The organism is Flavobacterium sp., assembly GCF_035456085.1.
Taxonomy (GTDB): Bacteria; Bacteroidota; Bacteroidia; order Flavobacteriales; family Flavobacteriaceae; genus Flavobacterium.
Genome location: NZ_DATIDY010000129.1, coordinates 1 through 12,072 on the forward strand (window position 1 = coordinate 1; position 12,072 = coordinate 12,072).

Consider the following 12,072-nt stretch of genomic DNA (forward strand, 5'->3'; position numbering starts at 1 on the left):
TAATGAATGCCCAACGTGAGGTGGTTTACAAACGTCGTCGTCACGCCTTGTTTGGAGAGCGTTTGAAACTGGATATCGCCAATATGTTGTATGACACTTGTGACTTGATCGTAAGCGACAATAAACCAAGCAATGATTTCAAAAACTTCGAATTCGAATTGATTCGTTATTTCTCCATCACTTCACCTGTCACCGAAAGTGAGTTCAACAGATTGACGGATATCGAATTGACTGGAAAAGTGTATAAAGCAGCTTTGGCATTTTACACCGAGAAAACAGAACGCAGCGCGAGAGAAGCATTCCCGATTATCAGCAATGTCTATGAAGACAAAAACAACCAATTCGAGCGCATCATCGTTCCATTTACGGATGGAATCAAATCCTTGAACGTGGTTACCGATTTGAAAAAAGCGTATGAATCCAAAGGAAACCAATTGATTGCCGATTTCGAAAAAAACATCACTTTGGCGATTGTGGACGAAGCTTGGAAAAAACACTTGCGTAAAATGGACGAATTGAAACAATCGGTTCAATTGGCTGTTCACGAACAAAAAGATCCATTGCTTATTTACAAATTAGAGGCATTCAATTTATTCCGTGGAATGCTTGATAATGTAAACAAAGAAGTAATTTCATTCTTGTTCAAAGGTGATTTACCAGCTCAACAAGCTCCAGTCATTGAAGAAGCTAGAATCGAGCGCCAAGTAGAAGATTACAAATTAAGTAAAGACGAAATTCCGAATAGTGAAAGTGCTAATCGTGAAGCTGGGGAAACTCAACAACGTCAAGTAACTGAAACTATCGTTCGCGATCAACCAAAAATAAACCGCAATGATACGGTAACTATTCAAAATGTTGCGAATGGACAAAAACAAGAAATGAAATACAAGAAAGCTGAAAGTTTAATCGCTAGTGGCGCTTGGGTTTTGGTTTCTTAATAAAAAATAGACCTGAATTTAAATCCTCAATTACAAAGTAGTTGGGGATTTTTTTGTGCCCAACTTTAAAAAAACATCAAAGTGAAATTTAATTCCCTAAATTTACTTGAATAAAGAAAGTCAATCAATTACAAAACAAACTTCTAAAAAAAAATAATCATGTCAAAAAGCCAAGACGCAAAGAAAACAGTCAAAAAAGAGCCTCTTAAAACCGCAAAAGAAAAAAAGGAAGAAAAGAGAGAAAAGAAAAAGAACCCTAAAAGAGACTAAAAAATTAGTGGTCAGATTCATATTTTAGTAACTGGATACTAAAATCTGAATCTGACCACTTTTTGATAAATAGTAAAACTATTTTATAATATTCATTTGCTGCACTTGCCCATAAGTAGGGATTTGCTGCATGATTTGTGCTCTTACCAAAGTCAACAAATAGACTTCTGCCTGATAAAACTGAAATGCCAAAGTAGCATTTGTTGCTTTTTTAATTTTCTTATAATATGTTTCCAAACTATTTTCCTGCTCATTTCTGTTTTTAAAATACTGATTAGCTAATGATTCTGCTAACTCCGGTTTTAGATCATTATATGCATTAGCTGTTTTTTCATATAATCTCAGCCTTTCTAACGTTGTTTTTTTATTTTCCAACTGATAGTCATCATAAATTTTCCAGAAAACCTCTGCATCACTTGGAGGAATATTCATCAGTTTACCGACAGCTTCTTTTTTTTGTACTACTAAAAGGTTAACCATAGCTTCCAATTCAGCATCAGATGTTTGGGAGAAAGCTGTAATGGTACTAACAAAAAACAACAGTAATAATAATTTTTTTTTCATAGCTTTAATTATTTAGTTAGTTAATATTGCTTATAACAATACTGATTTTCAGTATTTAGCAAAACAATACTTCTAAAGTAGAATTTTTTTTGCATAAACAATATTAACTAACTAAAATATTAGAGAGAAAAAAACATTACTATTATCATTAGATCTATTAACCAAATCGAGCTACAACTATAGTCTGCTTTTTTGTTGATATATCTCCTTTGTATGCCATTGATTATGCAATTGGTCATGTCAAACGGTTATAGGATTTTTATAAAAATCACATTCCTAATATGGATTGATTCGTGTCAATAATTTGCTATATTTATCATAGAAATGGCGTTTTTTTGTCATAAATGGCGGGCAAAAAATGTTTAGTATTTCTAAACCAATTATAATCAAAACATTAAATTAAATGAACAAACTTTTACTCTTTCTTACAACAATTTTAACCCTTAATTGTTACTCTCAAATTTTATATGAAAAAGGCTATTTCATTAATAATTATGACCAAAAATTTGAATGCTTTATAAAAAATAATGATTGGGCGCAAAATCCAACTAATTTTAAATATAAAGTATCTGAAAATGATGATGCAAAAACAATTGGAATCGAATCCGTCAAAGAGTTTGGAATTTACAATATCTCAAAATTTATTAGAAAAACCGTTAACATAGATGAATCAAGTGAAAGTCTTAACGATTTGAGTACTGATGTAAATCCAATTTTCAATGAAAAGCAACTTTTTTTAAGAGTATTGGTTGAAGGCAAAGCTACTTTATACCAAGGCGGGAGCGTTGAGAAATTCTTTTACAATATAGACAATTCTAATATTGAGCAGTTAATCTTTAAAAGCTACAAGAACTCTAACAATCAAGTCCAAGCAAATAATCTATTTAGAAAACAATTATGGGATAATTTAAAATGTTCAACAATAAAAACAGAAGACCTTTTAAAATTAGATTATAGGGAAGATAGTTTAATTAGCGTCTTTTGCGAATATAATAAATGTAGTAAGTCTGACTATATCAATTATCAGGTAAAGCAACAACTACAAAAAAAAGATTTATTTAATTTAACTCTGAGGCCTCGTTTAAACAAATCGTCTTTAAATATAGATAACGATGTAACTCTTTCAACAAATACCGATTTTGGGGAAAAATCAGCTTTCGGTTTTGGAGTTGAAGCGGAGTTTATCTTTCCTTTTAATAAAAACAAATGGACTCTTTTGGTGGAACCCACTTATCAAAGTTTTAATGGAGAAAAAACAAATAAATATAGTTTTTTGGTTGCGGGCCCACTAACAACAGAAATAAAATATACTTCTATTGAAATTCCTATTGGAGTAAGACATTATTTTTTTCTAAATAAGAATTCCAAAATATTTATAGACGCTGCTTTTGTTTATGATTTAGTGTTAGATTCTACATTGGAATTTAAAAAGGCAGACAATTCAGTTTACAAGTCCCTAGAAATAAGCAATGGCAATAATTTTGCCTTTGGTATAGGTTACAAACTATATGATAAATACAGTATAGAATTGCGATACCATACAGAGAGAAATAATTTAGCACATTACAACGATTGGATTTCTCACTATAAAACTACATCAATTATATTAGGCTATTCGATATTTTAAAAGTAAAAATATATCCCGCCTGAAAGAACGATTGTATAGTTATTTCAGACGGGACAATAAACCGAATAGGGTTTATCCATAGAAAATTATTTCACTGGTATATTTTTCAAAATTTCCAATACAAATTTCCAATATTTTTGAGTTGAGGAAATACTTGCTCTCTCATCTGGAGAATGTGCACCGTGAATAGTTGGTCCAAAAGAAATCATATCCATATCAGGATAATTTGTTCCTAGAATCCCACATTCTAAACCAGCGTGACAAGCTGCAACATTTGGTTTTTCACCATTTTGTTTTTCATAAATAGAAACCAGAACATCTAATATTTCAGATTTAGGATTTGGTGACCAACCTGGATAAGAACCTGAAAATTCTACTTCACAACCCATTAATTCAAAAGCAGAACGCAAAGCATTTGCCAAATCAAACTTAGAAGATTCTACAGAAGAACGTGTTAAACATTGTACAGAGAACTTCCCTCCTCCTACTTCAACTTTGGCAATATTATTAGAAGTTTCAACTAAATCTTCAAAATCGGCGCTCATTCTATAAACACCGTTATGAGCAGTGTACATTGAGCGGACAAAATAAAACTGAGCTATTGGTGGCATTACCTTTGTAGGAACAGTATCTAATTTTTCAAATACCACTTCAAGATTAGGCTCCGTGGTTTGAAATTCAGTCTTGATTTCGTTAACAATTTGTTGCATATCAAACACAAAAGCTTCGTCATAAACTGCAGCTATAATCACTTTTGCAGTGCTTTCACGCGGAATAGCGTTACGAAGACTTCCTCCGTTAATTTCTGAAATTTGCAATCCAAAATTATCAAAGCCATCAAACAATAGACGATTCATAATTTTGTTGGCATTCCCCAAACCTTTATGAATATCCATTCCTGAATGTCCGCCGTTTAATCCTTTTACTTTTATTGTATATCCTACCGAACCTTCCGGAGTTGCTTCTTCATCATATTCTGCAGTAGCGGTTACATCAATTCCCCCGGCACATCCAATACCAATTTCATTATCTTCTTCAGTATCCAAATTCAATAAAATATCACCTGTAAGAATCCCTCCTTTTAAATTCAAAGCTCCTGTCATTCCCGTTTCCTCATCAATCGTAAATAACGCTTCGATAGCTGGATGCGGAATATCTTTGCTTTCCAAAATTGCCATTATCGTAGCAACTCCTAGACCATTATCGGCACCAAGTGTAGTTCCTCGAGCACGAACCCAATCCCCATCCACATACATATCGATTCCTTGAGTATCAAAATCAAAAACAGTATCAGCATTTTTTTGACACACCATATCCAAATGCCCTTGTAGTACTACAGTTTTTCTGTTTTCCATGCCTGGAGTGGCTGGCTTACGAATAATTACATTTCGGATTTCATCTTCAAAAGTTTCCAATCCCAAACTAGCACCAAAATTTTTCATAAACTCTATTACGCGTTCCTCTTTTTTAGAAGGACGAGGCACTGCATTTAAATCGGCAAATTTGTTCCAAATTGCTTTTGGTTCTAGATTTCTTATCTCCTGACTCATTTATTTTTTGTTTGAAGTTTAACATTTATGAGCTTCAAAGTTACAAACTCCCAAGCTAGTTTTATAAAGTTTTCATTTATTTTAAAAGAAATAATTCCTCAAAATTTGTTTCTTTACAATACAATTTATAAAAAATGAAACGTAGTTATATCCTCCCAATATTTTTTCTGGTACAAATCATAATCCTAAAAATCATCCGATTTTTTCCTGAAACCGTAGAACAAATTTACAGTAACGGATTTTATGTTTATCTATCAAAATTTTCCAGGATTGTTTTGGGTAAAATTCCGTTCTCGGTAGGTGATATTATTTATTTTATTTTAATTATCCTTCTGATAAAATGGTTTTGGAAAAAGAGAAAATCATGGAAAACTGAATGGAAAAATAACCTTTTAAGCATTTTGAGCGCTTTATCTATTTTTTATTTTTTCTTTCATTTTCTATGGGCTCTCAATTATTACCGCGAACCTTTATTTGAAAAAATGGTCATTGAAAGAGATTATACAGATGCCGATTTATTAGCTTTCACCAAAAAGCTAATCGCAAAAACAAATACAGTTCAAAGGCTGATTACAAAAAATGATAGTTTAAAAGTAGTTTTTCCTTATTCTCAAAATCAGGTTTTTGAGATGAACCAAAATGGATATAAAAACCTCGCGAGAGAATATAACTTTTTCACTTATTCGCATTTGAGTATCAAGAAATCTCTCTTTAGTTTACCACTGACATACATGGGTTTTGGTGGCTATTTGAATCCGTTTACCAACGAAGCCCAAGTAAATTACTTAGGGCCAATGTACAGTTTCCCGATGACAACAAATCATGAAATGGCACACCAAATGGGTTATGCCAGCGAAAGCGAATGCAATTTCATAGGTTTTTTATCTTCCATCAAAAATGATAATTTATATTTTCAATATTCGGGATATAGTATGGCTTTGCGTTATTGTCTAGGTAATTGGCAGGCAAGGGATGAAAAAGTGTTGAAACAATTACTTAAGACCGTTCATCCGGGAATTTTAAAAAACTATCAGGAAAGTGAGGATTTTTGGGAAGAATATCAAACGCCGATTGAAACTGGTTTTCATGCTTTTTATGATCGTTTTTTAAAGATTAATCAGCAAAAGGATGGAATGGATAGCTACAGTAAATTCGTGAACCTGATGGTTAACTATTATCAGAAAAGAGATTTTTGAGTTGTGTATCGAAGGGATTGTAAGCGAGAATTTAAATAAATACAGATTATTGATTTGCGCGTTTGAAAAACTAAATTTCTAAAATAGCCCCGATAGTAGTGAAAATCCTTATTGACCGTGGTTCGGGCAATAAGATTGTAACGGATAGCGGGACTAATGTTGTTTTGAAACTGGAGTTTGTGCTCCTAATTATTTTTAAAAAAAACTAGTACTTTGTAACAAAATATACCTCTGGTGTACTAATGAAATATGAGTGAAAATTTAGAACCTTCTTTTGTTAAGCAACTACAGGAAAACCAGAATATAATCCACAAAATTTGTCGATTATATACAGCTGGTGAGGATGCCCACAAGGATTTGTTCCAAGAAATCACTATTCAGCTATGGAAGGCTTTTCCAAAATTTAGAGGCGAAAGCAAATTTTCTACTTGGGCTTATCGAGTCGCCTTGAATACTGCCATTACTTTATATCGCAAAAACAAACGCAGCATTGCAACGGTTGAGTATGAGGGACGGCAGCATTTTACACATGATATTGAATACAATTATGAAGAGGAAGAACAATTGAAATTAATGTATCAAGCGGTTTATCAATTGAATGACATTGAAAAAGCATTGGTGTTTATGTATCTGGAAGATAAAGATTATGGTGAAATATCGGAAACTTTAGGGATTAGTGAAGTGAATGCAAGGGTAAAAATGAACAGAATTAAAGGGAAATTAAAAAAAATATTAAATCCATTAGGCGTATGAAAGAGTTGGATTTATTAAAAAAAGACTGGAAAAAAAACTCAGATTCTTTTGCACAGGTTTCGGAAAAAGAAATATACACAATGATTCATAAAAGGTCATCTTCAATAGTGAAGTGGATTTTTATAGTGAGTATTATTGAACTTGGCTTAGGATTATTTTCTGGTTTAGTATTGTCGTTTACTAAATATGACGAAAAAAATATAGAATTAATTAAACATTTAAAGATATACAGTTATTACATTGTAACTACGATACTCTTTTATATAGTGGTATTATATTTTATTTTTAGGTTCTACACTATGTATCGCAAAATTGCGGTGGATGATAACACCAAGAAACTTATCTCGACTATATTAAAAACAAGAAAAGTTGTAAAACAATATATTGCATTTAATTTATCCTTTTTTGCAGTCTTTATAATCGTATTTGGTGGCTATTTTTTTCATGAAGGCTATTTAGAAGGTGCTTCTAAAAATGGTGTCGTTCATCCTGAAATGCCATTAAATATCGCCTTAATTTCGTTTGTTGTATTGATTCTTGCCACAGCGATATGTACTTTTGCTTTCTGGCTGATATATAAATTAATCTACGGAATTTTATTAAAGCGTTTGCAAAATAATTATGAAGAGTTAAAGAAAATAGATTTGTAAAAATGTGTGACAACAATTGAAAAACAATAAAAAAAGAGGCTTTTACGCCTCTTTTTTGTTTAATAATTCCACTGTCTGGTTTTATTTAATTCATCTTGCTCTTTGAGTACTTCGGCAGGAATCACTTTTAGAAACGAAGGATGTTGCTCAATGGCATATTCTACTTTCTCAACAATTTCTTCGATTGTGTCATTATCATAATCAATATCCAAAGGCTCTTTAATAATCATAGATTGAAGAATTCCTTTCTTTTTCATACGTAATCCTTTTTTGCAAAAAGAACGTCTGAAACCGTCGATTACAATAGGAACTACAATAGGTCTATGTTGTTTGATAATATGTGCAGTACCTTTTCGAACTGGTTTAAATGACTTGGTCGTTCCTTGCGGAAAGGTGATTACCCAACCATCATCCAACGCTATTTTTATGTTTTCGGTGTCGTTTGGATTTACGACTTTTTTCTCTTTTACATCTTCTCCTTTTGCTCTCCATGTTCGTTCTACAGAAACAGCACCTGCATAAGCCATGATTTTTGGCAGTAACCCAGCATTCATTGTTTCTTTGGCGGCAACATAATACATGTTTAACTTAGGATTCCACATATACCAAACATTTTTTATAGAATCTTCACGCCCGCTCAAACTAGCGTTAAAAACATGAAACATTGCAGTAACGTCTGCAAAATAAGTTTGATGATTGGATATAAAAAGAACATTGGTTTCAGGTAACGTCTTAATGATTTCTGAACCTTCAATTTGCAATTCATTAAAACCACGATAACGTCTGTGGCTAATGAATCCGAAAATCCGAATCAACCATTTTTTTATAAACAGTATATGTCCAAAAGGATTTCGTTTAAATAATCCCATAAGATTGTTTGTTTTTAAAGATTTGGGACTGCAAAATTACTATTTTTTTTCCTTTATAAAGATTAATGGCTTTTCTTTTAACAAAAAGACAATAATCTAAAAATTGATTTTACTCAAAATAGAATTCAGAACAACCTTTAACTCACTCAACATCATAGCTGTAGCGCCCCAGACAATATGCTCGTCAATTTTAAAAACAGGAACTTCAATCGAATTAGCATAAGAAGTGTTAATTTTTGCGTCAACAACTATAGAATCACTTAGGAAAATAGACAATGGCAATTCAATTATATCTGCTACTTCGATTGGATCAGGGTAAAATGTAATTTCTTCTTTGCAAATTCCCAAAAAAGGATAAACCATAAAATTACTCGGCGGAATATATAAATGGGTAAAAGCTTTTAATATCTGTATTTTATCCGAATCAATTCCAACTTCCTCAAATGTTTCCCTCAAAGCAGTTTGTTTAAGAGTTAAATCTTTATCTTCATATTTTCCACCCGGAAAAGCAATTTGAGAAGAATGAACACCTTTATAAGAATTTCTAACAATGAGAACTAAATGTGTCTGACCCTTTTTTGGATAAATCAGCATCAATACACCAGCATTTTTAGGATTTATTTTTTCAAAATTTATATTTTTTATGATTTTAAGACGTTCTTCGGGCACCATGATATTGTGTGCCTCTACTCCAGGAAGATTTACAGCATTCAAATGAGGAACAATTTGTAAAAAATCTTGAAAATCCATAATCAAAGGTTATTTTTGCAAATAATAATACCTAAATATACTTTAGAAAAAAGTGACAAACAAATATTAAACATTCAAAACCCAATTATATGTACAGTAAAGCTGAAAATCAAAAACTAAAACAAGAATTTTGGGTAGAATTTGCTCAAAAATATCCTCGCAAATGGGTTTTGTACGACACTAAAATAAAAGATTTCTCGTTTAAATTTTACGTAGAAAATACTAAAGCCCAAGTACATATTGATATCGAAATGCGAAATACTGAATTACGCATGCAATATTTTGATAAATTAGTAGCCCTAAAAAATATACTTGAAGAAGAATTCATCAAAGATTTAGTTTTTGAGAAAAATTTCACTCTAGAGAATGGCAAAACCATTAGTCGCATTTGGGTCGAAAAACTGAATGTAAGCGTAAGCAACCGTAAATATTGGGATGAGATATTTGATTTTTTCTATGAAAAAATGAATGCCTTAGAAATGTTTTATTTGGAATATGATGAGTTCATAAAAGATATCGAGAAATAAGAAAAGCAATTTAATTTATTCAATATGGAATTATTTGAAAAAACCGATGATTGGGAAAAAAAATTAGCTCCAATTCTTAAAAAATATAAAGGTCGAAAACATCCATTAGACTATAAAAATATTTACCAGCTAATGATTATGGTAATCCTTTCTGCTCAAGATTCAGATGCTAATATTAATTCTATAGCTCCTGCTTTGTTCGAAAGTTTTCCAAATATGAAAAGTTTGGCATCATCAAGCGTCGAAGAACTAATTCCACATATCTCCAAAGTTCGAAATTACAGCACAAAAGCCAATTGGATAATAGAAATTGCGCAAACCATTAAAGACGACAAAAAAATTCCATTAACAATGGAAACATTGACAGATTTAAAAGGAATTGGACGAAAATCTGCCAATGTCATCATGCGCGAAGCGGGCGTGCCACCTGAAGGAATCATTGCGGATTTACATGTAATTCGCGTAGCTCCAAGGATCGGACTAATTCAAGAATCTAAAGACGGCAACAAAGTCGAAAAGCAATTGATGCAAGTCCTTCCAAAATCCATCTGGGGAGAAATTGGCATGGCTTTTTCATTTCTAGGCAGAGAAATTTGCAGACCAAAACCTAAGTGTGAAGAATGTCCTCTAAATGATATTTGTATGTACTACAAACTTCATCATCAAAATTAAATTATTAAGTTTTAAAATATTTTTGGGCATGTCCCTCCGGGTCGGGCTGTCCATTATATCTTTTATTTTGCTAAAGAAGCAAAATAAAAGGATGCCATTTCCATCCCTCATGCACATTAGGTTTCAAAACGAATTTTTTGTCTAACTTTTTTTAGTCAGTTCTTAAATGTTTTCATTAGATATACTCTCAGTGTTTTGTTTCCAGCTCTTAACAAACAATGGATATTCATAAATCAACATACAAATCCATCCCACTAAACAAGCCAAAACTATACCTGTTATACCAAAATAAGGAGCCAATAAATAAGCTGCAATAACTCTCCCTACGATCTGCGTAAAAGTTGAATTTAAAGTAATTCTCATCATACCTAATCCTCTAAAATATCCTTGAATAATATTTGTAATTGCTGGTAATAAATAAAGTAACACCATCACTTTTAGATAATTTTCACCTTCGTTAACAACCTTAACGTTTCCATTCCCAACGAACAAGCTCACTATTTCACGAGAAAAAAAGAACACAACTACCGAAATCAATAGCGTGTAAATAACTTCTATTTTAAATCCCGTCAAAAATCCTTTTCGAATCCGGTTAAAATTTCCTTTCCCCTTATTTTGAGCTAAAAATCCAGTTGTTCCATGACCAATATTTTGTTGTATAATCATTACTAAATCATCAATACGAGTTACAGCATTAAAAGCCGCTATCGAAACAATTCCTAATGGATTTACCGCACCTTGAATCAAAAATTTTCCCAAATGCAATGTAATTTGCTGCATCGCTGCAACAGAACTATAACTGAAAATTATTTTTAATAAACTTCTGTCTAAAACAAATTCGTGTCTTGAAAATCTTAAAATAGGAATATACATTCTTACATATAAAACACAAAAGAGTGCTGCAAAAGCTTCAGCTATAACAGTAGCCCAAGCAGCTCCTGCCACTCCTTTCTTCCAAACTACTACAAAAAGAAAATCCATTCCTATATTCAATACCGCTGAAGCTATCAAAAAATAAAGTGATGCCTTTGAATTGCCCATACTTCGCAAAGTAGAAGCATATATATTGTATATAAAAGAAAAAATAAAACCTATAAAAATGATTCGCAGAAAAGTAATTGCATCATCAAGAATTTCAATAGGAGTATGCAACAAAGTAAGTATAACTCTAGAAGAAAAAAAACCAAAAATTACCATTATAAGTGTAAAAATTCCTCCCGAAATTAGAGAAGTAGAAACAACTCTCTTGAGTTTAACGATATCACCCTCGCCGAAATATTGTCCCATCAATACCGACATTCCCAAACATATACCGATAATCAAAAAAAGTAACATATTCATAACGGGACTAGCTGCACCTAAAGCAGCTAAAGCATTAGCCCCAACAAAACGTCCCACAATAATGGAATCTGCAGCATTGTAACTTAAAACAAAAAAATTGCCAACTATTAAAGGCAAGGTAAAATGGATAATTTGCGGAACAATAGGCCCACGAGTCATGTCCACTAGTTTTTCTTTATTCATGTTGTACTTCTTAATCCTTACTGACAATATAGTAATTAATATAAAACAAAAAACCCTGTTTCTAATAGAAACAGGGTTTTTAAAAAAGAAAGGCAGCGACATACTCTCCCACATAACTGCAGTACCATCTGCGCAGGCGGGCTTAACTACTCTGTTCGGGATGGGAAGAGGTGAGCCCCGCC

11 protein-coding genes, 1 rRNA gene and 1 pseudogene are annotated in these 12,072 nt (G+C 32.2%); 7 read left to right on the forward strand and 6 right to left on the reverse strand.

The annotated features are described in order from the left end of the window. Window positions 1–938, forward strand: a pseudogene (gene secA / locus VLC96_RS09765) (preprotein translocase subunit SecA); the annotation flags it as partial. Window positions 939–1,286: 348 nt separating this feature from the next. Here the strand turns inward: secA and VLC96_RS09770 are convergent. Next, window positions 1,287–1,772 (reverse strand): hypothetical protein, encoded by a 486-nt coding sequence (locus tag VLC96_RS09770; protein ID WP_325262511.1) that lies wholly within the window; start codon window positions 1,770–1,772, stop codon window positions 1,287–1,289. A 403-nt stretch (window positions 1,773–2,175) separates the two neighbouring features. On the opposite strand from VLC96_RS09770, the gene VLC96_RS09775 reads away from it, so the two are divergent. Next, window positions 2,176–3,399, forward strand: a complete 1,224-nt coding sequence (locus tag VLC96_RS09775; protein ID WP_325262513.1) for a porin family protein — start codon at window positions 2,176–2,178, stop codon at window positions 3,397–3,399. A gap of 86 nt (window positions 3,400–3,485) precedes the next feature. Here VLC96_RS09775 and VLC96_RS09780 read toward each other — a convergent pair whose 3' ends face one another. Next, window positions 3,486–4,949 (reverse strand): aminoacyl-histidine dipeptidase, encoded by a 1,464-nt coding sequence (locus VLC96_RS09780; protein WP_325262515.1) that lies wholly within the window; start codon window positions 4,947–4,949, stop codon window positions 3,486–3,488. Between the two features lie 134 nt (window positions 4,950–5,083). Here VLC96_RS09780 and VLC96_RS09785 point away from each other — a divergent pair, with 134 nt between their 5' ends. The 3 genes from VLC96_RS09785 to VLC96_RS09795 all read left to right on the forward strand — a co-directional run bounded on the left by VLC96_RS09785 (window position 5,084) and on the right by VLC96_RS09795 (window position 7,548). After that, a complete protein-coding gene (locus VLC96_RS09785) occupies window positions 5,084–6,145 on the forward strand; it encodes a DUF3810 domain-containing protein (RefSeq protein ID WP_325262518.1) in 1,062 nt (353 codons plus the stop codon). Between the two features lie 249 nt (window positions 6,146–6,394). Then, window positions 6,395–6,898 (forward strand): RNA polymerase sigma factor, encoded by a 504-nt coding sequence (locus tag VLC96_RS09790; RefSeq protein WP_325262519.1) that lies wholly within the window; start codon window positions 6,395–6,397, stop codon window positions 6,896–6,898. Continuing rightward, window positions 6,895–7,548, forward strand: a complete 654-nt coding sequence (locus VLC96_RS09795; RefSeq protein ID WP_325262521.1) for a DUF8845 family protein — start codon at window positions 6,895–6,897, stop codon at window positions 7,546–7,548. Before VLC96_RS09790 ends, VLC96_RS09795 begins: the two co-directional genes overlap by 4 nt. A gap of 59 nt (window positions 7,549–7,607) precedes the next feature. Here the strand turns inward: VLC96_RS09795 and VLC96_RS09800 are convergent, their stop codons facing one another. After that, the gene (locus tag VLC96_RS09800) at window positions 7,608–8,417 is read right to left on the reverse strand and encodes a lysophospholipid acyltransferase family protein (RefSeq protein ID WP_325262523.1); all 810 of its coding nucleotides are present in this window, start codon (window positions 8,415–8,417) and stop codon (window positions 7,608–7,610) included. Window positions 8,418–8,513: 96 nt separating this feature from the next. After that, window positions 8,514–9,167: an NUDIX hydrolase gene (locus VLC96_RS09805; RefSeq protein WP_325262526.1), complete on the reverse strand. Its 654-nt coding sequence runs from the start codon at window positions 9,165–9,167 to the stop codon at window positions 8,514–8,516. Between the two features lie 89 nt (window positions 9,168–9,256). Between VLC96_RS09805 and VLC96_RS09810 the strand changes: the two genes are divergently transcribed. Together VLC96_RS09810 and VLC96_RS09815 are read left to right on the forward strand one after the other, a co-directional pair. After that, on the forward strand, window positions 9,257–9,694 hold the full coding sequence (locus VLC96_RS09810; protein ID WP_325262528.1) for a DUF4268 domain-containing protein: 438 nt from the start codon (window positions 9,257–9,259) through the stop codon (window positions 9,692–9,694). A 24-nt stretch (window positions 9,695–9,718) separates the two neighbouring features. Continuing rightward, on the forward strand, window positions 9,719–10,366 hold the full coding sequence (locus VLC96_RS09815) for an endonuclease III domain-containing protein (RefSeq protein ID WP_325262530.1): 648 nt from the start codon (window positions 9,719–9,721) through the stop codon (window positions 10,364–10,366). Between the two features lie 162 nt (window positions 10,367–10,528). Here VLC96_RS09815 and VLC96_RS19115 read toward each other — a convergent pair whose 3' ends face one another. Then, window positions 10,529–11,992: an MATE family efflux transporter gene (locus VLC96_RS19115; protein WP_414655568.1), complete on the reverse strand. Its 1,464-nt coding sequence runs from the start codon at window positions 11,990–11,992 to the stop codon at window positions 10,529–10,531. After that, window positions 11,978–12,072, reverse strand: a 5S ribosomal RNA gene (gene rrf, locus VLC96_RS09820); the annotation flags it as partial. The genes rrf and VLC96_RS19115, both read right to left, overlap by 15 nt.